The organism is Rhodococcus sp. PML026, from assembly GCF_000963615.1.
GTDB classification, from domain to species: domain Bacteria; phylum Actinomycetota; class Actinomycetes; order Mycobacteriales; family Mycobacteriaceae; genus Rhodococcoides; species Rhodococcoides fascians.
Map to the genome: position 1 here is coordinate 278,810 of NZ_KQ031367.1, position 26,230 is coordinate 305,039.

Below are 26,230 nucleotides of genomic sequence, written 5' to 3' on the forward strand. Positions count from 1 at the left end.
TTCGTATGAGTCGTCGTCAGACTTTTGCCAGTCCGGTCGGCATGCGCCGGAGGCGACCGGTTCCCGGCACCGACGTCCACACCGCAAGGGCGAGAAGGCCGTCGACGACGAGTGTGAGCAGCGCGACGAGGATCGCCCCGACAAGAACCCGGCCGTAGTCGTAGAGCGCGAGACCGTCGAAGATGTAGCGACCGAGCCCGCCCAGGTTGACGTAGGCCGCAACGGTCGCGGTGGCGATGATCTGCAGGGTGGTGTTCCGTAGTCCGCCGAGGATCAGTGGGAGTGCATTGGGGATCTCTACCCGCAGCAGCACCTGTGATTCGGTCATCCCCATTGCACGGGCGGCGTCGACCACGTGGGCGTCGACGTTGGCTATTCCCGAGTAGGTGCCCGCCAGCAGCGGCGGTATCCCGAGCAGGACCAGCGCGATGATCGGCGGGATCAGACCCAATCCGATCACCAGGACCAGGAACACCAACACACCCAGAGTCGGCAGTGAGCGCAGAGCGTTGACCAGTCCGACGACCACCGCTTCGCCGCGGCGCAGGTGACCGATGATCAGTCCGATGGGAATCGCGACAGCGGCCGAAAGCACAACGGCCAACAGCGAATACCACATGTGCTCGAGCAGTCGAGCGCCGATTCCCGTCGGCCCGGCCCAGTTGGCACCGTCGAGGATGTACGAGAACGCTTCGGAGAACAGATTCATGCGCGCGCCTTCCTCGTCGACGAGCTGCCCTGCCGGGTCCACGGCGTGAGTCGACGGCCCACCAGGTACAGGGCGGCGTCGAAGATCAACGCCAAGAACACGATCGAGATGATGCCGGCGAAGATCTGATCGGGATAGTCACGTTGGTAGCCCTGGGTGAACAGCTGGCCGAGACCACCGATACCGATCACCGAACCCACCGAGACCAACGAGATGTTGGTGACCGTGACAACTCGAATATTGGCGATGAGCACCGGCAAGGACAGCGGTAGCTCGACGGTCACCGCACGTCGTAACGACGAAAAGCCCATGGCCTGAGCCGAATCGACGACGGCGAACGGAACCGAATCGAGTGCCTCCGGAACCGCGCGAACGAGCAGAGCCGTGGAGTACACCGTCAGTGCGATCACTACGTTCAGCGGATCGAGCACGGGCAGTCCCACGACCGCAGGAATGGTGACGAACAGTGCCAGTGACGGCAACGTGAACGCAATGCTGGCCACCGTCAACGTGATTCGGCGGACCCACCGCGTGTTGCGAATCAGCGTGCCGACCGGAACCGCGATGAGCAGTCCGATGAGCAGGGGCACGAGCGAAAGATACAGATGTGTCTTCGTGTACCCGAGTACGACGCCGAAGTTGTCGAACAGCCAGGTCACTGTGCGTCGTTCCCGGTCGCGCCGAAGTGGTGGCGATTGCGCTCCTCGTCCTCCGACTTGCGCTGTACGGCCAGGTTTTCGAGAATCTCCGCACCGTCGACGCTGCCCACGGCGGCACCGGTCGAATCGACGGCGACGCCGATTCCCGACGGAGACGAGATCGCCGAGTCGAGCGCCTGCCGTAGATCGCCGCCCTCGAGGAACAGCGACCCACCGGCCGCGGTGCTCTCGTCCAGGCTGCCGCCGCCGCGTACCTTCTCGACGCCGGTGGCGTCGATCCAGCCGAGGGGACGACGCTGGGAGTCCACGACCAGAACCCACTGCCCTTGGTCGAGTCGCAGGGTGCTCATCTCGTCCTCGGTCGCGGTATGGATCGGATGCATCGTCACCGACTGCGCGGAGCGGAAAGACAGGCCTCGGTAGCCGCGGTCGCGGCCGACGAACGACGCCACGAACGACGTCGCCGGTGCCGCGAGCACGGTCTCGGGCTTGTCGTATTGCTGCAGACGACCCTGCGGTCCGAAGACTGCGATGTGGTCGCCCAGCCGCACGGCCTCGTCGATGTCGTGCGTGACGAACACGATCGTCTTCTTCAGATCTGCCTGCAGCCTGAGCATCTCGGTCTGCAGATCCTCACGCACCACCGGATCGACGGCGCTGAAGGGTTCGTCCATCAACAGAATCGGTGGGTCCGCGGCGAGCGCGCGGGCAACCCCGACGCGCTGTTGCTGCCCGCCGGACAGCTGCGCCGGGTAGCGGGACGCGAGAGCGGGATCCAGGCCCACTCGCTCCAGTACCTCGAGCGCCGCCTTGCGGGCAGCGCGCCGGGACTGACCGTTGAGGACCGGAACCGTCGCAACATTGTCGACGACGGAACGATGGGGCAGCAGCCCGGCACTCTGGATGACGTAGCCGATTCCCCGGCGCAGCTTCACCGCGTCGGTGTCGGCGATGTTGCGGCCGTCGACCGTGATGACACCCGAGGTGGGAGCGATCATCCGGTTGATCATGCGCATCGACGTCGTCTTGCCGCAGCCGGACGGCCCCACGAACACGGTGAACGAGTGTGGCTGGATCACCAGGTCCAACGAGTCGACTGCCGTGGTGCCGTCCGGGTACGTCTTGGTGATGTTCTCGAAGGTGATCATCAGCTGACCGGCTGGTCCAGACCCTTGTCCTTGACCCACGCCGTTGCCGCCGCAGCCGGTTCGACCTTCTGGTCGCCGGACACCGAGGTGTTCAGTGCGATGAGCTCTTCGGTGGTGATCTGCGCCGAGACGGCGTCGAGGACCTGAGTGAGCTTGTCGGACTGCTTGGACGTCCGCAGCACCGGGATGACGTTCTGAGCGGCGAAATTGTTCTCCGGGTCTTCGAGAACCACGAGATCGTTCTGCGCGATGGCCGGCGAGGTGGTGAAGATGTCCGCCGCGACGACCTGGCCCGACACGAGTGCCTCGACCGTGGCCGGTCCGCCGCCGTCGGAGATGGGCACGTAGTTACCGGGGGAGATGTCCAGGCCGTACTTCGCTTTCAGGCCCGGCAGTCCGCCGACGCGCTCCTGGAATTCCGGCGTGCCTGCGAACGTCACCTCCGAGGAGAACGGTGCGAGATCCCCGACGGTCTTCAGATTGCGCTCGGTTGCGGTCGCGCGGGTGACGACGACGGCATCCTTGTCCTCGCCGGGTGCCTGGGCCGTCACCGAGAGGTCGTCGCCGAGTGCAGCGGGCAGTGCCGCCAGCACGTCCTCGGACGAGGTGGCCGTGGCAGATTCGTCCAAGTACTGGAGCAGGTTGCCCGTGTAATCGGGAATCAGGTCGATCGAGCCGTCGCGGACGGCGGGAATGTACGCCTCGCGGCTACCGATGTTGAGCTTGGTGCTCACCTCGAAACCGTTGGCGCGCAATGCTTCTGCGTAGATGTTCGCGACGGTTTCGGACTCCGGGAAGTTGGCCGAGCCGACGATGATCGAGTTCGTGTCGTCGTTGCTCTCGCCGCCTCCGCTCGAGAGCGGATCCGAATTTCCGCCGCAGGCGGTCAGTGCGGTGACCGACAGGGCGAGCGCGGCAACGGCCGCCACTGCCTTCGGGGCGGAGAACGCGCGCGTGATTCGGGAGGTGGTCATGGTGTCCTTCCATCGGTTCGGGCACAGACGAAGCCCCAACTCCGACAGGTGCCGCCCGATCACCGGGGACACCGCCGAACCAGGACTCGGGCTGCTCGGGATGGTAGTCGACGTCGCCGTGCCCATAAGGTTGGTTCGACTACCCTCTCGTTCGCATCTGTGCCCCGCGGTCGGGATCGGTAAACCCCACGGGCAGTGAACAGGAGAAAATGAGAGTGCGTTCGTCGATTCTGGCAGCGGCCCTCGCGGTCACTATTGCAGGTTCCGTCGGTGGGTGCAGTGCGGCCGACCGGGCCGAACCCGGGCACGTGCCCGTCGTCGTCGGAGCCGGGAATTCCGACCTCTCCCGGTTGCTCGCACAGATCTACGCAGGAGGACTCCGGTCGACGGGAGCCGAGGTCTCCGTCGCCGAGAACCTGGGGGATCGGACGGCGTACCTCGCGGCGCTGGACCGCGGCGAGGTATCGATGATCCCCGACCTGACCGGGGACCTGTTGCGCACCTTCGACACCCTGGCCGGGGCAACCGAAGCGGAGGACGTGTTCACCGAACTGAACCGATCGCTGCCCGCCGGACTGTCGGTGGGAGACTACGCAACCGCCGAGGATCGGTTGGCCATTGCTCTCGCTCCAGACGCGATCTTGGACGAGGGCGCGACGGTGACCGAATTTCTTCGTCGTGACGACGTGACAGTCGGGACGGTCGAGGGGGAGGTCGATCCGATGGACGTGAGGATGGAGGGTGTGGGCAGTCCCAGCTTCACCCGGGCCCGTTTCTCCGAGTTCATGGTCTACCCGGATGCGCAGTTCGCCGTCGACGACCTGAATTCCGGTGCGGTGGATGCTCTCGCGATTCGGACGGCGTCGTTCGGTCCGCTGGCCAAGGATCTGACGACTCTGCCCGACGACGATCATGTGTATCCGGCGCAGAACGTCGTTCCGCTGTACCGCACCGGTGTGCTGGACGAGAGTGCGGTGAAGTCGTTCTCGGTGGTGGCGGGGGAGCTGACGACAGCGGACCTCGCCGACATGATCGGCGAGGTCCGCGGCGGTGCTGCGTCAGGCGATGTCGCCGGCCGCTGGCTCGGCGAGCACAGCCTCTGACACGTCGGACTTCTGCTCTGCTCTGAGCTTGCGGCCCAGATAGGAACCCATGTGCTGGACGGCTTCGGCTGCTTCCCGCAGGATCGACGCCTGCAGATGCGCCACGTGCCAGAGTTTCTTGTACTCGATGTACTCGAGTTCGACGCCGGACAGGCGCAGCTTGTCCGCGAACGCGGTGATCTGTGGATAGAGCACCTCGTCCGTCCCGACGTGCATGACGACCGGAGGCAGCTCGTCGAGGTTGCCCTGGAGCGGCGCGAAGCCTTGATCCAGCGGGTCGCCCGCCCCGAGATACGCGTCGGCCGAGGAGTTCGACCACCCGGTGTTGACGACCAGGTCGCGCGGTTTGACCGCGTCGCGTGCGCCCGGATCGACCCACGGTGAGATCAATCCGAGTGCTGCCGGCCTCGCGCCGTCGTCCACCAGCCGTCTCGTCGTCGCGACGGTCAGTCCGCCGCCGGCCGAATCACCGGCGATGGCGATGCGATCCGGGGTGAAGCCGTGCGAACGCACGAGTTCACGGAACGCCGCCACGGCGTCGTCGAGCGCGGCCGGGTACGGGTTCTCCGGGGCGAGGCGGTAGTCGAGTACGTACACGGCGCTGGCCGACTCTCGGGCCAGATGGGCGGCGAGCGATCGGTGGGTGTTGATCGAACCGATCGTGAACGCGCCCCCGTGGAGGTACAGGATCGCGGTGTCGCGTTCGGTGGCTCCGACGGTGATGCGCTCGGCCCGCCTGCCCGCAAGCGTCAGTTTCTGCGCGACGGTCCCGTGCGGGAGCGTCTGCACGGGAGCCGCGGCCTCGAGGACCGCCCGCTGCGCCCGGAAGGACAGACGCGGATTCAGCGCGAGGCGGTAGAAGGGCTTGAGCGCCGCCGCAACGATCGGCAGAGGAACGTAGAAGGCTTTCACGACGCGACCCGCCTACTTCTTCGACCGTGGCATGGCACGCTTGGACACCGCAGCGATCAGACCCTGGTACCGCGAGCCGGTGATGCGTTGCAGCAGATCGAGCGCGATGGCGTCGGAACCGATGAGCACGCGACCCCGGCCTTTCTCGACGCCCTTGAGAATGGTCTTGGCCGCGTCGATCGGGGTGGTCTTCGCCAACTTGCTGTCGAAGAATTTCGCCACGTCGGCCTGGTCGAAATTCTCGGCGACGGTGGCATTGCGGGCGATGGCAGTCTTGATGCCGCCGGGGTGCACCACGGTCACCTTCACCGGAGCCTTCGCGATCAACATCTCCATGCGCAGCGACTCGCTGAATCCGCGGACGGCGAACTTCGCAGCGTTGTACGCGGACTGGGACGGCATCGCCAACAGGCCGAACAGGCTGGAGATGTTGACGATGTGGCCGTCACCGGAGGCCTTGATGTGCGGCAGAAATGCCTTGGTGCCGTTGACGACGCCCCAGAAATCGACGTCGACGATGCGCTCGATGTCCTTGAACGAGGACTTCTCCACGTCACCGTGGTAGGCGATGCCCGCGTTGTTGTAGATCTGGTTGACCTTGCCGAAATGCGCGACGACGGCCTCGGCATAGTCCAGCACGGTCTCGCGCTGCGAGACGTCGAGGAAATCGGACTTCACCTCGGCACCGAGTGCTTCGACGCGGCGCACCGTCTCGTCGAGTCCGGCAGTGTCGACGTCGGACAGTGCGAGCTTGGCTCCGCGTCCGGCCAGCTCGAGGGCCAGGGCCCGGCCGATTCCCGAACCCGCGCCGGTGACGACGGCTACCTTGCCTGTGAATGTGCTCATCGTGCGGACACCTTGTCTGTGTTGTTGCCGGCGGCCGTGCTCGCCGACGCGGAGGTCAGATCTGCGGTTGCGACGCTACGGTACGCATCGAGATCGAAATGCTTGGTCTGACGACGGAACTCGAACGTGAACCCGGGCCACAGGGTGGTGTTGTTTCCGTGCTTGTCCAGATACCAGCTGGCGCAGCCACCGTTCATCCAGACGCTCTTGGCGAGCTGGTCCTGCAGGGTCACGTTGTACTCGTCCTGCACGTCCTTGCGCACTTCGATGGTCCCGATGTCGTGCTTGTCGATGGTGTTCAAGGCGTCGACCAGGTAGTTGATCTGCGACTCGATCATGAAGACCATCGAGGTGTGCCCGAGGCCGGTGTTGGGGCCGACGAGGAAGAACATGTTCGGGAAGTTCGCCACCGCGGCGCCCTTGTAGCCCTGCTGTCCGCCGTCGTCGAACGTCTGCGCCAGCGTCCGGCCGTCCTTGCCGACGATGGCCTGGTAGGCAGGCGAATCGGTGACGTGGAAGCCGGTGGCGACGACGAGTGCGTCGATCGGGCGCTCGGTGCCGTCCTTGGTGACGATCGATCCCGTGCGGATCTCGGCGATGCCGTCGGTCACGAGGTCGACGTTGCTCTGCGCGAGAGCGGGGTAGTACGCGTTGGAGATCAACATGCGCTTGCAGCCGATGCGGAAGTTCGGGGTCACCTTCGCGCGCAGCGCCTTGTCCTTGATCTGCGTGCGCAGATGATTCTCGGACGCCCACTGCAGCGGCTTCATGAACGCGGGGTTCTTCGCCAGTCCGACGACCTGGGTCTCACGCATCGCATAGATGCCGGCGCGGGCGAGGCGCTGGAAGCCGGGCACATGCTTGAAGGCGAAGCGCTCGAGCTTGGTGTACGGGCGATCGGCGCGAGGGAGGATCCACGGCGCGGTGCGCTGGTAGACGTCGAGGTGCTCGACCTGGCCTGCGATGGCGGGAACGATCTGGATCGCCGACGCGCCGGTCCCGATGACGGCGACGCGCTTGCCGGCGAGCGAGACGTCGTGGTTCCACTGAGCGGAGTGGAAGACGTCGCCCTCGAAATCGTGAATCCCCTTGATATCGGGCAGGTTCGGCTCACACAGTGCGCCGACGGCCGAGACGACGATCTTGGCGGTGTAGTTGCCGGTGGTCGTCTCGACGTCCCAGCGGCTGGTGGAGGCGTTCCATCGCGCCGACGTCACGTCCGTACCGAAGACGTGCTTGTCCATGACGCCGTACTTGCGCGCAACTCCGGCGATGTACTTCTGGATCTCGGGTTGGGTGGAGAACGAACGAGTCCACTCCGGGTTCAGCGCGAACGAGTACGAGTACAGATGCGAGGGCACGTCGCAGGCTGCACCGGGGTAGGTGTTGTCGCGCCAGGTACCGCCCACATCGTGGCCGCGTTCGACGACGACGAAGTTCTTCTTGCCTGCCTTGGTCAGCTTGATCGCCGCTCCGAGCCCGGCGAAACCACTGCCGATGATCAGCGTATCGACGTGACGCGGCGACGTTGCGCGGTCCGAAGTATCTGTTACGGGAAGACTCATGTAGAGCAGACTAGAAGCTTACTGAGTGTGAGTCAATAGTTATTGACTACTATTCAATAGGATGATTGCATGGCGGATGTGAACCGCGCTGGAGTATCGACGACGAAAAGGACCAGACTCAGTCCGCAGCAACGACGAGCGCAGCTGATCGAGCTCGGCACCGAGATGCTCGCCGATCGGCCACTCGAACAGATCTCCGTCGAGGACATCGCCGATCAGGCCGGAGTCTCCCGAGGTCTACTGTTCCACTACTTCGCGTCCAAGCAGGACTTTCACCTCGAAATAGTCCGCGAGGCGTCGCGGTCGATGATCGAACGGACCGCACCCGACCCCGACCTCGAACCCTTCGAGATTCTGCGCGACTCCATCGCCAACTACGTCGACTACGTCAGCGAGAAACGCGACACCTTCATCTCCCTGCTCCGCGGCACGGCAAGCGGAGACCCCCAGATGCGCGAGGTGTTCGAGCAGACCCGCACCACCATGGCCGATCGCACTCTCGTCCAACTCGCTCAACTCGACGTCGATGTCACCCCCACCATCGACCTCGCCGTCCGCGGGTGGATCGCCTTCGTCGAAGAAGCCACCATCACCTGGCTCAGAAATCCACAGATCACCCGCGACGAGTTGATCGACCTGAACGTCAACGCCCTACCTGCTGTCGCCCTGGCCCCGGGCATGATCTCCGCGCTGCTGGGAGCCGACGCCGGCGCCTGAGCCCCGCCCTAGTGTGCGTCCCCCCGGTTCGGGGTCCTCCCCGGTTGGACGTCCTCCCCGGTTGCAGGTCCTCCCCAGTTGGGATCAATGTCCCTTTGTTGCAGTCTGACCGACTGAATCCCGCATTCATCCGAAGTGCGGCCGAGGCCACAGCCGAATGAATGCGGCTTTGTTGCAGTCTGACCGACTGAATCCCACATTGATCCCAACCCGGGTGCGCACAGAAACGACGAAAGCGGCCCACTCCCGAAGGAGTGGGCCGCTTGTCGCTGTCGGAGATTCTAGTCTTCGCCGACCTTGTTGAAGGCCTCGTCGATGATTTCGAGTTGCTCGACGGCGTGCACCTTGCTCGATCCCGAGGACGGTGCGGACATGGCGCGACGGGAGATGCGCTTGATGCCGACCAGCTTTTCGGGCATGAGTTCGGGCAGTGCGAGACCGAAGAACGGCCAGGCACCCTGGTTCGCAGGCTCTTCTTGAACCCAGCGGAATTCCGTTGCGTTCGGGTAGCTCTCGAGTGCTTCCCGGATTCGACGCGTCGGCACGGGGTAGAGCTGCTCGATTCGGACGATGGCGACGTCGTCGCGGTTGTCCTTCTGCTTGCGAGCGAGGAGCTCGTAGTAGAGCTTGCCGCTGACCATCAGCACGCGCTTGACCTTGCTGCGGTCGCCGGTGCCGGTGTCGTAGGTGGGCTCGTCGAACACCGAGTGGAACTTGCCGTCGGTGAAGTCCTCGATGTTGCTCACTGCTGCCTTGTTGCGCAGCATCGACTTCGGGGTGAAGACGATCAGCGGGCGACGGATTCCGTCACGCGCATGCCTACGCAGCAGGTGGAAGTAGTTCGCGGGGGTCGAGGGGAGTGCGACGGTCATCGATCCTTCGGCGCACAGCGTCAGGAAGCGTTCGATGCGTCCGGACGTGTGGTCCGGGCCCTGACCCTCGTGGCCGTGCGGGAGCAGCAGCACGACGTCGGAGAGCTGTCCCCACTTGGCTTCACCGGACGAGATGAACTCGTCGATGATGGACTGGGCACCGTTGACGAAGTCGCCGAACTGCGCTTCCCACATCACCAGCGCGTCCGGGTTGCCCACGGAGTAGCCGTACTCGAAGCCGACGGCCGCGAACTCGCTCAGTGCGGAGTCGTAGACCATGAACTTGCCGGGGTTGTCGCTGCCGATGTTCTGCAGCGGCGTGTACTCGGAACCGGTCTTGCGGTCGATGATCACCGAGTGCCGCTGCGTGAACGTGCCGCGGCGGGTGTCCTGGCCCGAGAAACGAATGTTGCGTCCCTCGTCCACGAGCGAGCCGAGTGCGAGTAGTTCGCCGAAGGCCCAGTCGACCTTGCCCTCGTACGCCATTTCCCGACGCTTCTCGAGCACCGGCTTGACGCGGGGGTGCACGTTGAATCCCTCGGGGATGTCGAGGTGCGCATCACCGATGCGGTGCAGGACGGCCTTGTCGACGGCGGTGGTGAGCTTGGTCGGCAACTGCTGGTCGAGTTCGACCGATTCGCTGGGCTCCGGGGTGTACTTCTCGAGTTCGCGTACCTCGTTGAAGACGCGTTCGAGCTGACCCTGGTAGTCGCGGAGCGCGTCCTCGGCTTCCTTGAGCGAGATGTCGCCACGGCCGATGAGCGATTCGGTGTAGCTCTTGCGGACGCTGCGCTTGGTGTCGATCACGTCGTACATCGCCGGCTGGGTCATCGAGGGGTCGTCGCCCTCGTTGTGTCCGCGACGGCGGTAGCAGATCATGTCGATGACGACGTCCTTGTGGAACTTCTGACGGAAGTCCACTGCCAGCTGAGCCACCCAGGCACATGCCTCGGGGTCGTCGCCGTTGACGTGGAAGATCGGCGCGGCGATCATCTTGGCCACGTCGGTGCAGTACTCGGACGAGCGCGAGAACTCAGGCGAGGTGGTGAAGCCGACCTGGTTGTTGACGACGATGTGCACGGTTCCGCCGGTGCGGTAGCCACGCAGATCGGACAGGTTCAGCGTTTCCGCGACGACGCCCTGGCCTGCGAAGGCCGCGTCGCCGTGCAGCATCAGCGGCAGCACGGAGTAACCGCCCTGGCCGGTGCCCTTGTCCAGGAGGTCCTGCTTGGCCCGGACGAGGCCTTCGAGAACGGGGTCGACGGCTTCGAGGTGCGACGGGTTCGCCGTGAGCGAGACCTTGATGTCGTTGTCGCCGAACATCTGGATGTACGTGCCCTCGGCACCGAGGTGGTACTTCACGTCGCCGGAGCCGTGTGCGGCAGCCGGGTTCATGTTGCCCTCGAACTCGGTGAAGATCTTCGAGTACGGCTTGCCGACGATGTTGGCCAACACGTTCAGGCGACCGCGGTGCGGCATGCCGATGACGACCTCGTCGAGGGCGTACTCGGCGCTCTGGTCGATGACCGAGTCCATCATCGGGATGACCGACTCGGCACCTTCGAGCGAGAAGCGCTTCTGTCCGACGTACTTGGTCTGCAGGAACGTCTCGAAGGCCTCGGCTGCGTTGAGCTTGCTGAGGATGTACTTCTGTTGCGCCACAGTCGGTTTGACGTGCTTGGCTTCGACGCGTTCCTGCAGCCACGAGACCTGCTCGGTCTCGAGGATGTGGGTGTACTCGACGCCGACGTGGCGGCAGTACGAGTCGCGCAGGACGCTGAGCACGTCGCGCAGCTTCATCTTGTCCTTGCCGTGGAATCCGCCGACCTTGAACTCGCGGTCGAGATCCCACAGCGTCAGGTCGTGGCTGATCACGTCGAGGTCCGGATGCATCCGGAACTTGTCCTTGGTGAACTGCAACGGGTCGGTGTCGGCCATCAGGTGACCGCGGTTGCGGTACGCCGCGATGAGCTCGAGCACGCGGGTGTTCTTGTCGACGGTGCCCTCGGGCAGATCCTTGCGCCAGCGGATCGGCTCGTACGGGATCTTGAGCGAATGGAACAGCTCGTCGTAGAACTCGTCGCTGATCAGCAGATTGTGGATCGTCTTGAGGAAGTCGCCCGACTCCGCACCCTGAATGATGCGGTGGTCGTACGTCGAGGTCAGCGTCATGAGCTTGCCGACGCCGAACTCGGCGAGACGCTCATCGCTGGCACCCTGGAACTCCGCCGGGTACTCCATGGCACCGGCACCGATGATGGCACCCTGGCCGTTCATCAGGCGCGGGACGGAGTGGACGGTGCCGATTCCGCCGGGGTTGGTCAGCGAGATCGTGACGCCCTGGAAGTCCTCGCCGGTGAGCTTGCCGTCGCGGGCACGCCGGACGATGTCCTCGTACGCGTTGTAGAACTGCGTGAACGTGAAGTCCTGCGTGTTCTTGATGGCCGCGACGACGAGGGAACGGTTGCCGTCCTTGCCGGGAAGGTCGATCGCCAGACCGAGGTTGATCGACGCCGGAGTGACGGCGTTGGGCTTGCCGTCGACCTCGGCGAAGTGGCGGTTCATGTTCGGGAACGCCTTGACGGCCTGCACGATGGCGTAGCCGAGCAGGTGCGTGAACGAGATCTTGCCGCCGCGGGTACGCGCGAGGTGGTTGTTGATGACGAGGCGATTGTCGACCATGAGCTTGGCCGGGATGGCTCGCACGCTGGTAGCTGTCGGAATCTGCAGCGAAGCGGACATGTTCTTGGCGACCGCTGCAGCTGCGCCGCGCAGAATCTTGCTCGACTCTTCACCGAATTCGGCAGCGGCGGGCTTGGCCGGGGCTGGCTTCTTCTCGGCCGGCTTGGCCGGGGCCGACTTCGCCGGAGCAGGCTTGGTTTCAGCAGCCTTGGGAGCTGCGGCCTTCGCGGGGGCTTCGGTCTTCTTGGGAGCTTCGGTTTTCGGGGCTTCGGTCTTCGCGGCCGAGGCGGCGGGCTTCGTAGGAGGCGCGGGTGCTGCGGGAGGAGCGGACTTGGCCGAGCTGCCGTTCGAGGCCGAGCCGTTGGAACCGGACTTACCGTTGGAGATGGGGTTCTCGTCGATCACGGCTTCGGGGTCGTAATCGGTGAGGAACTCGTGCCAGCTCGCGTCGACGGAGGACGGGTCCTGCTTGAACCGCTGGTACATCTCGTCGACCAGCCATTGATTTTGTCCGAATTGGGTAGTAGAGCTGCTGCTCACGGCAGTAGTTCGCCTCGTTTCTGTCTTCGTTCCCGATCAGCGCGCGTACGACTCCAGGCTAGACCTCCGGTCGAGATCGCGTGCGTCCGGGACGTAGCTGTGATATGTACTCACCGGTAACCATCGGCCTCGTTGTCGATGACCCCGTTGACTATCGAATTATTCCCCCGGTTCGTTTCGGCTGCAGCCCACAATGTGGCGTAGAAGCCGTCCCGTTTGCGAAGTTCGGAATGTCGTCCGACTTCCACGATACGACCACCGTCGACGACCACGATCAAATCCGCTCGTGCGGCGGTGGCCAATCGGTGCGCGACGACCACTGCGGTGCGGGTTCGCGCAACGGCGTTGCTGGCTTCGAGGACCTTGCGTTCGGTGGCCGGATCGAGGGTCGCGGTCGCTTCGTCGAGCAGGAGTAGATCGGGATCCACCAGTTCGGCGCGGGCCAGTGCGATCAGCTGTCGCTGGCCGGCCGACAACCCTTGGCCGCGTTCGCCGACAGGTTGCTGCATACCGCCGCGAAGTGCAGCGATGGTGTCGAGGGCCCCGACCGAGCGTGCCGCGTTCTCGATGTTGGCCCGGCTGGCGTCGGGCCTGCCGTACGCGATGTTCGACGCGATGGTTCCGGTGAACAGGTGGGCTTCCTGCGGTACGACGCCCAGCCGGTGGCGGTAGTCGGACAACCGGTAGTCGCGGAGGTCGTGGCCACCTACGCGTACCGATCCCGAGGTCGGGTCGTAGAACCGAGCGAGCAGCTTCACGACGGTGGATTTGCCTGCTCCGGTGCGGCCGACCAATGCGACGGTGGTGCCGGCCGGGATGCTGAGAGATACCTCACTGAGCGCGTCGGAGTGAGCTCCGGCATACCGAAAGCTGACGTCGACGAGGTCGATGTCGGCGTGCAGGCGATCGCCGACGACTGCACCGGACCCGGTCGCTGTCGCTGTTTCGATCGAACTCGTCGTGCGTAGGAGGTCTCCGATTCGGCCGACGCCGACGCGGGCCTGCTGGTAGCCGTCGAATACTTGCGAGAGTTGCTGGATCGGGCCGAAGAGGAGTCCGAGGTACAACACGAACGCCACCAGGGTGCCCGCGGTGGCGGTGCCCGTGGCGATCTGATGCGCACCGACGAAGACGACGACGGCCAACGCGACATCCGAGAGCAGTGTGATGAACGGGAAGAACACCGAGATCGCGGTCTGCGATCGCATGCGGCTCGCTCGGTAGCGGTTGCTGCGTTCGGCGAAGCGAGAGGCTGCGTACTCCTCACGTCGGTATGCCTGCGCTGCGCGCAGTCCGGTGACGTTCTCCTGGAAATCGGCGTTGACGATGGAGATGCGTTCGCGCGAGGTCGAGTACGCAGCCGAGGAGATGCGTCGGAAGACGACGGTTGCAACGGCGAGTGGCGGCACGACCGCCAGGGCCACCAGCCCGAGTGTCGTATCCGTGACGAGCAGTGCGATCGCGATGCCGACGACGGTCAGCACGCTGACCACGGCCGTGGACGCGCCGGTCTGGATGAAAGACGACAGCGCATCGACGTCGGTGGTCATTCGCGTCATGATGCGCCCGGACAGCTCGCGCTCGTAGTAGTCCAGCCCGAGTCTCTGAATGTGCGCGTAGCTGCGTACTCGCAATCCGAACAGCACCCGCTCGCCGGCTCGTGCGGTGAGCACGGTCGTCGCGCAGACCACGAACCAGCTGGCAGCAGCCAGGGCGACGCCTATCGACGTTGCGATCCACAGGGTGTCGAAGTCCCCGCGGGCCACGCCGCTGTCCACCGCGTACCGGACGAGTGAGGGGAAGGCGATCGAGGCGATCGAGTCCAGCGCCAGCAGCACCACGACACCTGCCAGCAGCAGCCGGACAGGACTCAGCAGACGTGAGAGCCGGAATTCCGGGTCGGGTCGACGCAACTGTTGTCCCGGTCCGCCTGGTTCCTCCGTTGCCGGTGGCAGGGCTGCCACCGCGTCGGAGATGGCCTGCGTCGGTGCCAACGAGCCGAATGCGCCGGCCATCGCTGCGCCGTGTGTGCCTCCACCTCCGGCACCTGCGGGCGGCATCGCGGCACCGGGGTTCGATGCGGCTTCCAGAGCATCGTCCGGCCAGAGCATCGCCGCCGACGGTTCCGTGCGCGCTTCTGGTGCGGCGTCGCCGTGTTCGTTCTCGTCTCCGCCGGCGAGGAGAGCGCGGAACAGTGGGCAGCGCTCGTCGAGTTCGTCGACTGTGCCGGTGTCGATGATGCGTCCACCGTCGAGGACGGCTACTCGGTCGGCCAACGTCAGTGTCGATCGGCGGTGTGCGAGGACGAGGGTCGCCCGGGTACGCACGCCGCGCAGTGCGTCGAAGATGGCGGCCTCGGTCTCGGCGTCGACGGCGGAGGTGGCGTCGTCGAGGACGAGAATCCGCGGCTCGACCAACAGGGCGCGAGCCAGGGCGATGCGTTGGCGTTGCCCGCCCGAGAGGGTGAGGCCGCGTTCGCCGACGAGACTGTCGTAGCCCTCGGGCAGAGCGTCGATGAAGGTCGAGGCCTGAGCCAGCCGAGCCGCGTGTTCGATCTCCTCCGCGCTTGCCTCGGGCCTGCCGAGCGCGATGTTGGCGGCGATGGTGTCGGAGAACAGAAACGGCTCGTCGAAGACCAACGACACCGCTTCGCGCAGTGACGCGGAATCCAGGTCGTCGATGTCGATGGACGTGTCCCCGGAGGTCACCGCGATCCGGCCGCGAGTAGGGCGATAGAAGCGGGGGAGCAGCAGGGAGAGCGCGGTCTTTCCCGAGCCCGCGTGTCCCACGACGGCCACCGTCTCCCCGGGGGCGATGCTCAGGTCGAGGTCGCTGAGAACGTTGCGTTCTGCCTCGAATCCGAACGTGACGCCGGTGAGGTGGACGCCGAGGGGGCCGTCGGGCAGTGCGATGGGGTGCGCCGGTTCCGGTTCGGTCGGCTCGGTGTCGACCACCTCGTAGACGCGCTCGACGGCCGCGCGGGAGAGCTGCGCCATGATCACCACCGACGACACGGTTCGGGTGACGGCGGACAGCGTGGCCACGTAGGTGGCGAAGGCGAGAAAGGTGCCGATGGTGATGTGGCCGTGCAGTGCCAACCAGCCGCCGAGAGCGATGACGCCGACCAGTCCGAGCTGAGGAATGGTTGCCATGGTCGGTGCGAACCGTGAATTGATGCGGGCCGAGCGCATGCGTTCGGCGAACAGCCTGCGCCCGAGAGCTTCGATGCGATCCACCGCACGCGCTTCCTGCCCGAAGCCCTTGACCACCCGGACTCCGGTGACGGTCTCCTCCACGTGCTGGGCCAGATCGGCGGCGCGCTGTTGTGCCGACCAGGTGGCAGCGAAGAGGGTGGGTCGCATCCGGTAGACGACGACGCTGACCGCGGGAACGATGACGACCGCGACAAGGGTGAGCAGCGGTGAGAGGTAGGCCATCACGACCAGGGCCAGGACGAACTGCAGAATTGCCCCGGCCGACAGCGGCACCATGGCGAGCAGACCCTGCACCAACTGCAGGTCGGTGATCGATCTCGACACGACCTGGCCGGTTCGGATTTCGTCTTGCTTGCGACCGTCGAGTCGCTGCAGCGACGCCAGCAGGTCCATCCGCAGATCGTGTTGGACATCGATCGACAGGCGCCCGGCGAGCATGCGCCGACCGAACTGGCAGGCGAACCGGAGAGCACCCAGCAGTGCGATGGCTATCGCGACTCCGGCGATCACGTCGTTCTTGCCTGCGCTGGCGTCGTCGATCGCGAGGCGCGTCAGCAGCGGGAACGAGATGTCGATGAGCGCGGCGATCATCGTCACGCCCAGTGCGCCGAGTGCCGTCCGCCGGTGCAGCATGCACTGCGCGAGCAGACGTCTGATCCAGCCACGCCGTGTGATCGACGACGCGGTGATCGACGACGCGGTGGTCGGCCGGGAGTCGGTGGGTACGCCGGACGAGCCGGGGTCGGTTTCCAGCAGACGGGTACTGCCCGTATTGCTGCCCGACCCTGCTCGATCCTTCACGTATTCGCTGTGTGCCATCGATTCACACGGTAGACCCGGCTACCGACAGCAGGATCGGGCGAACATCCCCACCGATGCGGTGGTCAGTCGATGTCCCGGGTACGGGCGAGGAACCAACCGCCACCAGTGAGGATCACGGCCCACAGGGCAAGTCCGAGCGGAGCCCACGGCCACGACGCGAGGTCGCCCGCATCGTCCAATTGTGTCGCGGCCATCGTCGGCAATGTCAGGTTCGACGGCAGCGCGGTTGCCACCGGTCCGAAACCGACTCCGAACAGAATCAGGGACAGCAGTCCTTCACCGAACGGCAGCCAGGCGACGAGCACGATGGCGGCCCAGGTCGGGGATTTGAGCAGCAACCCCAGCCCGGCTCCGATGAGCGACCACAGCACCACGGCGAGCAAGCACGACGCGACGACGCCGATGAAAGCGCCGTCGAGGACGATTGTTCGTTGGCTGAAGATCAGCAGACACACCAGGCTCGCCAGGAGCACGACGAGGCCGTACCCCAGGCCGAACAGGGCGGTGACGATGAGTTTGGCGGCAACGACGCCGTCCCTGCCGCGGGCCGTCAGGAAGCTGGTGGTGATGGTCTTGTGTCGAAACTCGGTTCCGGCGTTGACCGCGCCGAAGATGCCGGCGAACAGGATGGCGGCACCCGCGGCGACGTACAGGCCGATGGAGGCGACACCGCCGGCGATCTGAAGATCTTCCTCGAACTCGCCCAGCTGGTTCGCGATCACCGAGGTGATGACGGACGCGAACACGCCGACAACGATCGGTGCGATCGCCAGCGCCCACCAGAACTTCAGTGTGGTGACCTTGCGGATCTCGGATGTCAACAGCGCGTTCATCGCGAACCCCCGTTCCAGTTCTGCGGTGGTCCGTAGTTCTGTGGCGGCGGTGAGTACCCCTGGTTGTATCCAGGCGGCGGCCCGTATCCCGGAGGCGGTCCGTATGCAGTGGGTTGGACGGGTGCTGCGGTGTACTGACCGGCGGTCATGGAGAGGAACACCTGCTCGAGGTCGACGTGTTCGCTGGTGGTGCCGAAGACCGTGACCCCACCGTCGGCCGCGATGCGCGTGACGGTGGCAGCGTCGGCACCTGCGACGCCGATGCGTCCGTCGGGCAGCAGTTGGGTGTCGGTGAGTCCGGTGGACGCCAATGCCAGGGCTAGTTTCGCCGGGTCGGACGCGGCGACGAGCACGCGGCTCGGGCGGGTGGATCGCAGCTGAGCGATGGATCCCTGGTACATCAGGGTGCCGGCGCTGACGATGACGAGAGTGTCGACGGTCTGCTCGATCTCGCGCAGAATGTGGCTCGATACCAGGACGGTTCTCCCCGATGCCGCGAACGCTTTGAGGAAGTCTCGAAGCCAGGCGATCCCCTCGGGATCGAGGCCGTTCGCGGGTTCGTCGAGTACGAGGATCTCGGGATCGCCGAGTAGAGCTGTTGCCAACGTCAATCGCTGACGCATGCCGAGAGAGAACCCGCCTGCTGCGCGGTGCGCGGCGTCGCCCAGACCGACGAGGTTCAGGACGTCGAGGGCGCGGCTGTCGGGTACCCCGATCGCCGCGGTGTAGATCTTCAGGTGGTGCTCGGCGCTGCGTTTGGGGTGCAGACTCAGCGAGTCGAGAACGGCCCCGACGGTACGGGCCGGATGGGTCGCCGTACGAAACGGAACGCCGTTGACGAGGCCGACGCCCGAGGTCGGGGCGACGAGGCCGAGCAGCATCCGCAGTGTCGTGGACTTGCCGGAGCCGTTCGGCCCGAGAAAGCCGGTGACGGTTCCGCGTGGAACGACGAAGCTCAGGTCCGAGACCGCGCGAACGGTACCGAATTGTTTCGTCAGAGCCTGCGCTTCCAGCGCCGGAGCCGAGTAGCTGGTCATCTGTGCGGTGTCCCCCTGGCCGTCGGTGCACCTCGTGTGCCGGTTGCTTTGCGGCAACCGGTACACGAGGTTACGGGGTGGGACCGACGGGCGGGATGACCCCGGTTTCAGCGATGCAACGCCGCAGCGATCTCCCGGTACGTCTCGAGCGGGTCGGCGTCGTCGGGCAGCGCGTGCAGCGTCACGTGCGACGCGCCGGCGGTGAGGTGTTCGTCGAGTCGAGCCGCGATGGCGTCGGCATCTCCGTGTGCGACGAGGGCATCGATCAGTCGGTCGCTGCCGCCGTCGCCGATTTCCTCGTCCGAGTAGCCGAGCCGGTTCAGATTGTTGGTGTAGTTGCGCAGATGCAGGTAGGGATTGTTCACCGGTGGCCGACCGATCGCGCGTGCCTTCTCCGGATCGGTCTCGAGCACCACCTTGTGCTCGGGAGCGAGGATCTTGTTCGGCCCCACTGCTTCTCGGGCTTCACGGGTGTGCTCGGGAGTGGTCAGATAGGGGTGCGCGCCTGCGGTACGGCTCGCGGCCAGCGCGAGCACCTTGGGGCCGAGCGCGGCGAGGACCCGACGCTCCATCGGGACTCCGGCCTCGTCGAGGTCGTCGAGGTAGCTCACCAATGCGTCGTACGGTTTCCGGTATTCCTGAGTGGCCTCGGGGTGACCGGCACCGATGCCCAGGACGAACCGTCCGGGGTGCTTGCTCTCGATGCGGTGATACGACGCGGCGACGTCGGCGGCTGCATCGGACCAGATGTTGACGATGCCGGTGGCGACGACGATGGTGTCCGTGGCGTCGAGGATCTCCTCGGTGGTCGTCAGGTCCGCGGGCGGGGATCCGCCGAGCCAGATGGTCCCGTAGCCGAAGGACTCGATGGCGCGGGACAACTCCGGCGTGAACGCCGAGTGCAGTCGCCAGACGCCGTACTTGCCGAGTTCAGGTGTGGAAGTCATGTTCGAAGTCAACGCAGCAGCCTCTCGAAGATTCCGGGCATTCTCATTCGTCCGGTTCGATGATGCGATTTTCCGGGAACCGTGCGGGCGGCGGGCCGAAGGCGTCACGGGCGTTCTTGATGACGCCTTTGCCGACCACTCGGTTGCCCGCGCCGCCGATCGCCGCGCCGATTCCGGCGGGAAGCATCTTGCCGACCAGCAGTGCACTGCGCTTGGCCAGGTATTTGGTGACGAACTTCTTCACCAGCGATTTGTTCATGCTGGCCATCGAGCCGCCCGGGATGCGCGACGTGATGAGTGGGCCCCAGTTCTTGGCTGTCTTGCCCACTGTTCGTTGAACGATCTGCATGCCTGATTCGCCCAGTGCCACCGAGAGCACCAGCGCGCGTCGCTGCTGGTGATTCTCGACGGGAATGCCGTGCACGGAGGCGACCGACAGCGTCAGCAGAGCCGACGACTCGATGAAGAACGCGGTCTCGGCACCGACGGCGGCGAGCGATGCGACCGTACCGATTCCGGGGACCGCCGCTGCGCCTCCCACTGCCGATCCACTGCCGGTGACCGCCAGCAAAAATCGCTTTTCGAGCCGTTCGATGATCTGGGCCGGGGTGTCGTACGGGTGTGCTCGACGCACGTGCGCGACGTATTTGTCGACGGCGGGTCCCTGTAGGCGGCTGGCGTTGTCCAGGATGTTGACCAGGGCCCGTTCGAGCTTGCCTCCGCTCGAGATCTCGACCTGAGCGTCGTCCTTCTTGCCTGCCATCGATACCTCTTTCGGTTGCGAGCGTCGGTGACGCTGGTCGGGGGAGTTACCCGCGAATTCTTGAATGCACACGTACGGGGCAATTTAGACTCGTGGCGTGCAGATTCCTCCGAGCGAGGTGGTGTCCGGTGGCGCGCGCCGCGTCGGGGTGCGGGCGTGTTCGAGACCCTGGCGAGCGGCATCGCGGCCGGTGACGATCCGCGCGGCCGACGAGGAAGGTATGGCGTCATGACGACACACGTTTGGCCCACCCTGAAGTACGACAACGCACGCGACGCGATCCGATTCATCGTCGACGTGTTGGGATTCGAGGAGCGCGCGGTTCACGGCGAAGGCGAGCGCGTCGATCATGCGGAACTGCGCTGGCCCGACGGAGGCGGGGTGATGCTGGGCAGTGTTCGCGACGGGAGTGCCATCGGCGAACTGCCGCCGGGTGTCGGGTCGATCTACATCGTCACCGACGACCCCGACGGCATCCACGATCGCGTCGTCGCGGCGGGCGGCACCGTCACGCAAGGCCTGCGCGAGGAGGACTACGGCAGCCGCGGCTTCACCTGCCGCGACGCCGAGGGGGTCTACTGGAGCTTCGGCACCTACGCCGGGGCATAGCCGTCACTGTTACACCCAGTGCTCGGGCGGGACCAGTTCGTCCGGCTTCGGCGGCTGCGGCGCGGTGCCGTCGCCGAAGGGCGATCCGCCGAGTGATTCGCGTCCGTGCGGTTCGAGCCAGCCGGCCAGATCGGGCCCCTTCGGCACGATGCCCGACGGATTGATGTCGGTGTGCACCTCGTAGTAGTGCCGCTTGATGTGATCGAAGTCGACGGTGTCACCGAATCCGGGGGTCTGGAACAGGTCGCGTGCGTAGTTCCACAGCACCGGCATCTCGGTGAGCTTGCTGCGGTTGCACTTGAAGTGGCCGTGGTAGACGGGATCGAAACGGACGAGGGTGGTGAACAGTCGCACGTCGGCCTCGGTGATGTGCTCGCCGACGAGATACCGCCGGGTGGACAGCCGTTCGACGAGCCAGTCGAGGCGAGCGAACAGGCGGTCGTACGCCTTCTCGTATGCCTCTTGCGAGCCGGCGAATCCGCAGCGGTAGACGCCGTTGTTGACGTCCTTGAACACCAGATCGGCCACCTCGTCGATCTCGCCGCGGAGCGCCTCCGGGTACAGATCGGGCGCGCCCTCGCGGTGGTACTGCGTCCACTCGGTGCTGAGGTCGAGGGTGATCTGTGGGTAGTCGTTGGTGACGACCTGGCCGGTGGGAACGTCGACGATCGCCGGCACGGTGATGCCTCGTTCGTAGTCCGGGAACCGTGCGAAGTAGGCGTCCTGCAGCCGAGGGATCTGTAGAACCGAGTCGACGCCGCCCGGCTCCTCCTGGAAGTTCCAGCTGCGCGGGTCGTGGGTCGGACCCGGAATGCCAAGGGACAGAACATCTTCGAGTCCGAGGAGTCGACGCACGATGATGGATCGATGGGCCCACGGGCAGGCCCGTGCCGCGATCAACCGGTAACGCCCGGGCTCCACCGGGTATCCGTCCCGGCCGTCGGCGGTGATGCGCGTCGGGATGTAGTTGGTATCGCGCTTGAATTCCTCGCCCGGCTTCACGTAGGTGGCGTCCTCGGCCATGATCGAACTCCTCACATCGGTCGGTTTCACGAACGCTACCCAGTCCGGACCGGATTCAAGCGCCTAGGTTCGACGCACGGCGGTGTGGCAGGCACCGATCTCCACGTAGTCGAGCCGGGCGGCAAGGCGTCGAGCGGTCGTGTTCTCCGGTCGCGCTCGCCACTGCGGTATCAGGCCGTCGTCGATGGCATCGTTGGTCGCGAGCCGCCCGACGACCGCGGCGTATCCGTGTCGTCGGTGGTCCGGGTCGGTGAGAACGCGCATGTCGGCCAGGATCATATTTTCTTCCGAGTACCCGGCCGAGGCCAGGGATCGCGCCGAATCCGCGGGTCGGTCGTCTCCGAGCAAAGTGAACCAGTGCCGCGACACCGGCTCGCCGAATGCCTCCGTCGCGTCGGCCTCGCTGCAGTGCTCCGCCAGAGCGCGGGCGTGCTCCGCGTCGTGGGAGATCAGCGGATCGTGGACGTCGATGGTGTGGCCGATCTCGGATCCGTAGGCCAGCGTGTGGGAGTCTATATCGTACTGCTCGACGCGATCGCCCAGCAGCGTCGACAACCACGTCCGACCGGTGTCTGCCTGGCCCTCGATGCCGCGTGCGGCGTCCACGGCCCAGGACGGCCCGACGATCAGAGTGGTCTGCGCCAGTCGGAGTACGACGATGTTCTCGGTGTCGGTCCGATGTTCGACGCGGTCCGCGGTGGTATCGAGGGCACGGTCGTCCAACGACAGCCGTCGGCACCAGGCGAGTCGGACGATGTCGAGTCGGTGGGGATCGAATCGGTCGGCATCGTAGGCAGGCAATTCCACGGTTCGACAGTAGCGACGGCACCGGAACCGACGGGCTGCGGCAGCTGTGGCGGCATTTCTGTTTCACCGTCCCAAAGCAATCTTTCGAACTTTTTTGCCCCCGGTGTTTCGCTCAGCGCCGATAGATGGCAGACTCGGTTTTGAGATTAGAGCTTCGACGTGAAGATCTAGCTCGCTTACAGAAGGTTTACAGAATGACGCAGGGCAGTGTGAAGTGGTTCAACGGCGAAAAGGGCTTCGGCTTCATCGAGCAGGATGGTGGCGGACCGGACGTTTTCGTTCATTACTCGGAGATTCAGGGTAGCGGCTTCAAGTCGCTCGACGAGGGCCAGCGCGTGGAGTTCGAGGTGGGCCAGGGTCAGAAGGGCCCCCAGGCTACCGGCGTCCGCGCCATCTGATTCAAGCTTCGTAACCCGATTTCTCCTGGTGGACTGAAACTCTAGACTTTTTCAGCACCAGAAACTCGGTGACAGGGCCGGATACACGGAAGTAATTCCGAGTATCCGGCCTTCGTCTGTTCGGTGAGGGCATCGACCGCGGTCGGTGCCCATTCTGTGTCGAAAGACGCCTTTGTCCCCTGGTGGGCGCATTGTCCGGGTTGCTCCGAGGCTACCGCCGGCCCTATATTCCAGTTGGAATAATTCGTGCGGGATAGGTGACGGGGGATCGATGCGAGCCGGAACCGTCAATCCGCTGGGCGTCTCGATTCTGGCTCTGCTCTCGGAGGGCCCGATGCATCCCTACGAGATGTATCAATTGCTGCTCTCCCGCAAGGAAGATCGAATCGTCAAAATTCGCCCGGGTTCGCTCTATCACGCGGTCGCACGTCTGCACGAGCAGGAACTGGTCGACGAGGTCGGAACCGGCCGGGGTGGCAACCGTCCGGAGCGCACCACCTATCGGATCACCTCGGCCGGACGGCACGTGCTGACCGATCGGCTGACCGAAATTCTGAGAACCCCGGTGCGTGAATACCCGCAGTTCGTCCTCGGCCTGTCCGAAATGCACAACCTACCCGCATCCGACGCGACCGCCCTGTTGCGGGAGCGAATCGTGGACCTGACCGCGGACATCGACGAACTGTCGGGCTATCAACAGCTCGCAGCAGATCGCCAGATATCCGAAATCTATTGGGCCGGAATCGATTACATTCACCACATGCTGCGCGCAGAAGTGCAGTGGCTGACGCGCTACCTCGATCGGATCGACAGCGGCGAGCTCGACTGGCCGCATCACATCTCCGCACATCACACGAACCCGACTTCGGGGATAGGGAGCGCTACATGAATTCCGTCGAGACTGCCCCGTCGCAGCACGAGATCAGACCGTGGCCGGCGCTGTGGGCACTGTGCTTGGGCTTCTTCATGATCCTGGTGGACACGACGATCGTCGCGGTCGCGCAACCTGCGATCCTCACCGGGCTGAACACCGACATCAACAACGTCATCTGGGTCACCAGCGCGTATCTCCTCGCCTACGCCGTTCCACTGCTGGTCACGGGCCGATTGGGTGACAAGTTCGGTCCGCGGAATCTGTACATCGCCGGCCTGGTGCTGTTCACTCTCGCGTCCGTGTGGTGTGGGCTGTCGGGATCGATCGACATGCTCATCGCGGCGCGCGCGGTTCAAGGTCTCGGCGCGGCGATGATCACCCCGCAGACGATGGCGGTGATCACTCGTGTGTTCCCGGCGGAGAAGCGCGGAACGGCGATGGGGGCATGGGGTGCCGTCGCAGGCGTCGCTACGCTCGTCGGGCCGATTCTCGGCGGTGTGCTGGTCGACTCGCTCGGCTGGGAATGGATCTTCTTCATCAACGTGCCGGTGGGCATTCTCGCAATTGCGTTGGCGCTGAAGTTCGTTCCGGTGCTACCGACCCACGATCACAAGTTCGATCTGCTGGGCGTTGCGCTCAGCGCTGTCGGACTCTTCTGCATCGTCTTCGGTATCCAGGAGGGTCAGAAGTACGACTGGGGTACCGGCGTGTGGATTCTCATCGGTGTCGGTCTGCTCGTCTTCGCGGGGTTCGTCTACTGGCAGTCCGTGAATACCAGCGAGCCGCTGGTGCCCTTGGCCCTGTTCCGCGACCGCAACTTCTCGCTGTCCAATATCGGTATCGCCGCAATGGGTTTCGCGATGTCCGGCATGATGCTGCCGATCATGTTCTACGCGCAGAGCGTCACCGGTCTGACGCCCACCCGGTCGGCACTGCTGTTCGTTCCGATGGCGCTGCTCACCGGACTGCTCGCACCCAATATCGGCAAGCTCGTCGACAAGACGCATCCGCGGTACATCGCCGGATCGGGACTGTTCATCCTCGCCGCGTCGCTGCTGTGGTTCGCCTACGAGATGACGCCCACGACGGCCATCTGGAAGTTGCTGCTCCCCGTCGCTGCAATGGGTGTGGCGAATGCGTTGATCTGGTCTCCGTTGGCAGCGACGGCCACTCGTAATCTTCCGATGAGCCAGGCGGGCGCGGGTTCGGGAATTTACAACACCACCCGCATGATCGGGTCCGTGCTCGGCAGCGCGGGCATCGGCGCGCTCATCCAATCGCGCTTGGCCGCCGAACTACCTACCGGTGGATCGGCTTCGGGGGCAAACGAATTCGCCGGCCGAGTGCCCGAGATGCTGCGTGACGGCTTCACCACCGCCATGGCGCAGTCGCTGATTCTGCCCGCCGTCGTGCTCCTGGTCGGCATGATCGCGGTCTGCTTCTACGCCCGGCCCGCGTTCGAGAAACCCATGTGAGTGGAACCTCGACCCCTGCTACGTGTGCTGTCTTGATACATGTGGGACACGGGTGTCTCGATACATGTGGGACACGATTCTAGGCTGCGGGGCGGTGGAGTTGTCCTTGGTAGCGCTTGTCGGTGTTCAGGTGCAGGTGGCCGAGGACGTCTCCGCTTGCCGTGTAGGCGGTGACGTGGTTGCCGTCGCGTAGGACGGTCACGCGAGTGTAGGCGTGGGGTCGTCCGACGGAGATCGTGTGGTTGCCGACGGCGATCACGCCGGAGTCGGAGACGCGATGGGTGCCGACGGAGGCGTCGACCTGGGCGGGTAAATGCTGTGGACCGCCGAGGGTCGCAGCTCGGTTCCATGCCTGATCAGGGGGCATTTTCACGGCACTGTGGCGGCGGTCGGTGTTGTAGAACTTCTGGTATCGGTTGCATGATTTCTGTAGTTGCGCTGCGGTGGCGGGCCGGGTGGGTTGGTCGGTGAGCCACTCTTTGAAGGTCCGGTGGTGGCGTTCGACTTTGCCGTTGGTCTGCGGGTGGTACGGACTCGAGTGGATGAGCCGGGCACCGGAATCGGTGACGAATGCACCGAACTTCGAGCGGCCCTTCGATGCGGTTGCGCAGAACGCCATTCCGTTGTCGGACAACACTATTGCTGGCACACCATAGTCGGCGAACGCTGTACCGATGGCGGTGATGGCTCCGGCGGTGGT

General features: G+C 64.9%; 23 protein-coding genes. 7 read left to right on the plus strand and 16 right to left on the minus strand.

Features of this window, described 5'->3' with window-relative positions; all coding sequences use genetic code 11:
• Positions 1-16: 16 nt before the first annotated feature.
• The 4 genes from VF34_RS02805 to VF34_RS02820 are packed head-to-tail and all read right to left on the minus strand — an operon-like array spanning position 17 to position 3,490.
• On the minus strand, positions 17-709 hold the full coding sequence (locus VF34_RS02805) for an ABC transporter permease (protein ID WP_027498027.1): 693 nt from the start codon (positions 707-709) through the stop codon (positions 17-19).
• Positions 706-1,368 (minus strand): ABC transporter permease, encoded by a 663-nt coding sequence (locus tag VF34_RS02810; protein WP_032365390.1) that lies wholly within the window; start codon positions 1,366-1,368, stop codon positions 706-708. Before VF34_RS02810 ends, VF34_RS02805 begins: the two co-directional genes overlap by 4 nt.
• Positions 1,365-2,516: an ABC transporter ATP-binding protein gene (locus VF34_RS02815; protein ID WP_032365391.1), complete on the minus strand. Its 1,152-nt coding sequence runs from the start codon at positions 2,514-2,516 to the stop codon at positions 1,365-1,367. Before VF34_RS02815 ends, VF34_RS02810 begins: the two co-directional genes overlap by 4 nt.
• Positions 2,516-3,490 carry an ABC transporter substrate-binding protein gene (locus tag VF34_RS02820; protein ID WP_032365502.1) on the minus strand — a complete coding sequence of 325 codons (975 nt, stop codon included), beginning with the start codon at positions 3,488-3,490 and terminating at the stop codon, positions 2,516-2,518. The genes VF34_RS02815 and VF34_RS02820 overlap by 1 nt, the downstream gene beginning before the upstream one ends.
• A 209-nt stretch (positions 3,491-3,699) precedes the next feature.
• Between VF34_RS02820 and VF34_RS02825 the strand changes: the two genes are divergently transcribed.
• A complete protein-coding gene (locus VF34_RS02825) occupies positions 3,700-4,593 on the plus strand; it encodes a glycine betaine ABC transporter substrate-binding protein (protein ID WP_032375497.1) in 894 nt (297 codons plus the stop codon).
• On the opposite strand, the gene VF34_RS02830 is transcribed toward VF34_RS02825, so the two are convergent.
• The 3 genes from VF34_RS02830 to VF34_RS02840 are packed head-to-tail and all read right to left on the minus strand — an operon-like array spanning position 4,549 to position 7,916.
• Positions 4,549-5,505 (minus strand): alpha/beta hydrolase, encoded by a 957-nt coding sequence (locus tag VF34_RS02830; protein WP_032375498.1) that lies wholly within the window; start codon positions 5,503-5,505, stop codon positions 4,549-4,551. The genes VF34_RS02825 and VF34_RS02830 overlap by 45 nt on opposite strands.
• Positions 5,506-5,517: 12 nt before the next feature.
• On the minus strand, positions 5,518-6,351 hold the full coding sequence (locus VF34_RS02835; RefSeq protein ID WP_032365394.1) for an SDR family NAD(P)-dependent oxidoreductase: 834 nt from the start codon (positions 6,349-6,351) through the stop codon (positions 5,518-5,520).
• Positions 6,348-7,916, minus strand: coding sequence for a flavin-containing monooxygenase (locus tag VF34_RS02840; protein WP_032375499.1), 1,569 nt, complete (start codon positions 7,914-7,916; stop codon positions 6,348-6,350). The genes VF34_RS02835 and VF34_RS02840 overlap by 4 nt, the downstream gene beginning before the upstream one ends.
• A gap of 69 nt (positions 7,917-7,985) precedes the next feature.
• Here VF34_RS02840 and VF34_RS02845 point away from each other — a divergent pair, with 69 nt between their 5' ends.
• On the plus strand, positions 7,986-8,633 hold the full coding sequence (locus VF34_RS02845) for a TetR/AcrR family transcriptional regulator (RefSeq protein WP_032375500.1): 648 nt from the start codon (positions 7,986-7,988) through the stop codon (positions 8,631-8,633).
• 281 nt (positions 8,634-8,914) lie between these two features.
• Here VF34_RS02845 and VF34_RS02850 read toward each other — a convergent pair whose 3' ends face one another.
• The 6 genes from VF34_RS02850 to VF34_RS02875 all read right to left on the minus strand — a co-directional run bounded on the left by VF34_RS02850 (position 8,915) and on the right by VF34_RS02875 (position 20,344).
• Positions 8,915-12,727, minus strand: a complete 3,813-nt coding sequence (locus VF34_RS02850) for a multifunctional oxoglutarate decarboxylase/oxoglutarate dehydrogenase thiamine pyrophosphate-binding subunit/dihydrolipoyllysine-residue succinyltransferase subunit (protein WP_080731904.1) — start codon at positions 12,725-12,727, stop codon at positions 8,915-8,917.
• Positions 12,728-12,837: 110 nt separating this feature from the next.
• Entirely contained in the window at positions 12,838-16,575 is a 3,738-nt protein-coding gene (locus VF34_RS02855) for an ABC transporter ATP-binding protein (RefSeq protein ID WP_045840780.1), read from the minus strand.
• Between the two features lie 251 nt (positions 16,576-16,826).
• Positions 16,827-17,597: an ABC transporter permease gene (locus VF34_RS02860; RefSeq protein WP_032365398.1), complete on the minus strand. Its 771-nt coding sequence runs from the start codon at positions 17,595-17,597 to the stop codon at positions 16,827-16,829.
• Positions 17,594-18,634, minus strand: coding sequence for an ATP-binding cassette domain-containing protein (locus tag VF34_RS02865; RefSeq protein ID WP_032375502.1), 1,041 nt, complete (start codon positions 18,632-18,634; stop codon positions 17,594-17,596). The genes VF34_RS02860 and VF34_RS02865 overlap by 4 nt, the downstream gene beginning before the upstream one ends.
• 107 nt (positions 18,635-18,741) lie before the next feature.
• Positions 18,742-19,581 (minus strand): LLM class F420-dependent oxidoreductase, encoded by an 840-nt coding sequence (locus VF34_RS02870; RefSeq protein WP_032365400.1) that lies wholly within the window; start codon positions 19,579-19,581, stop codon positions 18,742-18,744.
• 43 nt (positions 19,582-19,624) lie between these two features.
• A complete protein-coding gene (locus VF34_RS02875) occupies positions 19,625-20,344 on the minus strand; it encodes a hypothetical protein (protein WP_032365401.1) in 720 nt (239 codons plus the stop codon).
• A gap of 97 nt (positions 20,345-20,441) precedes the next feature.
• On the opposite strand from VF34_RS02875, the gene VF34_RS25680 reads away from it, so the two are divergent.
• Positions 20,442-20,576: a hypothetical protein gene (locus VF34_RS25680; protein ID WP_257885960.1), complete on the plus strand. Its 135-nt coding sequence runs from the start codon at positions 20,442-20,444 to the stop codon at positions 20,574-20,576.
• Positions 20,573-20,953, plus strand: a complete 381-nt coding sequence (locus VF34_RS02880; RefSeq protein ID WP_045840781.1) for a VOC family protein — start codon at positions 20,573-20,575, stop codon at positions 20,951-20,953. Before VF34_RS25680 ends, VF34_RS02880 begins: the two co-directional genes overlap by 4 nt.
• 9 nt (positions 20,954-20,962) lie before the next feature.
• Here VF34_RS02880 and VF34_RS02885 read toward each other — a convergent pair whose 3' ends face one another.
• Positions 20,963-21,976 (minus strand): glutathione S-transferase family protein, encoded by a 1,014-nt coding sequence (locus VF34_RS02885; protein ID WP_045840759.1) that lies wholly within the window; start codon positions 21,974-21,976, stop codon positions 20,963-20,965.
• Between the two features lie 63 nt (positions 21,977-22,039).
• A complete protein-coding gene (locus VF34_RS02890) occupies positions 22,040-22,783 on the minus strand; it encodes a GNAT family N-acetyltransferase (protein ID WP_082079121.1) in 744 nt (247 codons plus the stop codon).
• 194 nt (positions 22,784-22,977) lie between these two features.
• On the opposite strand from VF34_RS02890, the gene VF34_RS02895 reads away from it, so the two are divergent.
• The 3 genes from VF34_RS02895 to VF34_RS02905 all read left to right on the plus strand — a co-directional run bounded on the left by VF34_RS02895 (position 22,978) and on the right by VF34_RS02905 (position 25,530).
• On the plus strand, positions 22,978-23,181 hold the full coding sequence (locus VF34_RS02895; protein WP_008714360.1) for a cold-shock protein: 204 nt from the start codon (positions 22,978-22,980) through the stop codon (positions 23,179-23,181).
• Positions 23,182-23,452: 271 nt separating this feature from the next.
• A complete protein-coding gene (locus VF34_RS02900) occupies positions 23,453-24,070 on the plus strand; it encodes a PadR family transcriptional regulator (protein WP_045840760.1) in 618 nt (205 codons plus the stop codon).
• Positions 24,067-25,530 carry a DHA2 family efflux MFS transporter permease subunit gene (locus tag VF34_RS02905; RefSeq protein ID WP_045840761.1) on the plus strand — a complete coding sequence of 488 codons (1,464 nt, stop codon included), beginning with the start codon at positions 24,067-24,069 and terminating at the stop codon, positions 25,528-25,530. Before VF34_RS02900 ends, VF34_RS02905 begins: the two co-directional genes overlap by 4 nt.
• Before the next feature lie 79 nt (positions 25,531-25,609).
• Here VF34_RS02905 and VF34_RS02910 read toward each other — a convergent pair.
• Positions 25,610-26,230 (minus strand): integrase core domain-containing protein (locus VF34_RS02910; RefSeq protein WP_045840762.1); only part of this gene is annotated, 621 nt, incomplete at its 5' end.

Coding starts and splice junctions, on each gene's coding strand:
- VF34_RS02885 (WP_045840759.1), bottom strand. CDS start 21,976: ATGGCCGAGGACGCCACCTACGTGAAGCCGGGCGAGGAATTCAAGCGC.
- VF34_RS02825 (WP_032375497.1), top strand. CDS start 3,700: ATGAGAGTGCGTTCGTCGATTCTGGCAGCGGCCCTCGCGGTCACTATT.
- VF34_RS02905 (WP_045840761.1), top strand. CDS start 24,067: ATGAATTCCGTCGAGACTGCCCCGTCGCAGCACGAGATCAGACCGTGG.
- VF34_RS02900 (WP_045840760.1), top strand. CDS start 23,453: ATGCGAGCCGGAACCGTCAATCCGCTGGGCGTCTCGATTCTGGCTCTG.
- VF34_RS02845 (WP_032375500.1), top strand. CDS start 7,986: ATGGCGGATGTGAACCGCGCTGGAGTATCGACGACGAAAAGGACCAGA.
- VF34_RS02865 (WP_032375502.1), bottom strand. CDS start 18,634: ATGACCAGCTACTCGGCTCCGGCGCTGGAAGCGCAGGCTCTGACGAAA.
- VF34_RS02895 (WP_008714360.1), top strand. CDS start 22,978: ATGACGCAGGGCAGTGTGAAGTGGTTCAACGGCGAAAAGGGCTTCGGC.
- VF34_RS02855 (WP_045840780.1), bottom strand. CDS start 16,575: ATGCTGCACCGGCGGACGGCACTCGGCGCACTGGGCGTGACGATGATC.
- VF34_RS02860 (WP_032365398.1), bottom strand. CDS start 17,597: ATGAACGCGCTGTTGACATCCGAGATCCGCAAGGTCACCACACTGAAG.
- VF34_RS02835 (WP_032365394.1), bottom strand. CDS start 6,351: ATGAGCACATTCACAGGCAAGGTAGCCGTCGTCACCGGCGCGGGTTCG.
- VF34_RS02880 (WP_045840781.1), top strand. CDS start 20,573: ATGACGACACACGTTTGGCCCACCCTGAAGTACGACAACGCACGCGAC.
- VF34_RS02840 (WP_032375499.1), bottom strand. CDS start 7,916: ATGAGTCTTCCCGTAACAGATACTTCGGACCGCGCAACGTCGCCGCGT.
- VF34_RS02815 (WP_032365391.1), bottom strand. CDS start 2,516: ATGATCACCTTCGAGAACATCACCAAGACGTACCCGGACGGCACCACG.
- VF34_RS02875 (WP_032365401.1), bottom strand. CDS start 20,344: ATGGCAGGCAAGAAGGACGACGCTCAGGTCGAGATCTCGAGCGGAGGC.
- VF34_RS02870 (WP_032365400.1), bottom strand. CDS start 19,581: ATGACTTCCACACCTGAACTCGGCAAGTACGGCGTCTGGCGACTGCAC.
- VF34_RS02820 (WP_032365502.1), bottom strand. CDS start 3,490: ATGACCACCTCCCGAATCACGCGCGCGTTCTCCGCCCCGAAGGCAGTG.
- VF34_RS02805 (WP_027498027.1), bottom strand. CDS start 709: ATGAATCTGTTCTCCGAAGCGTTCTCGTACATCCTCGACGGTGCCAAC.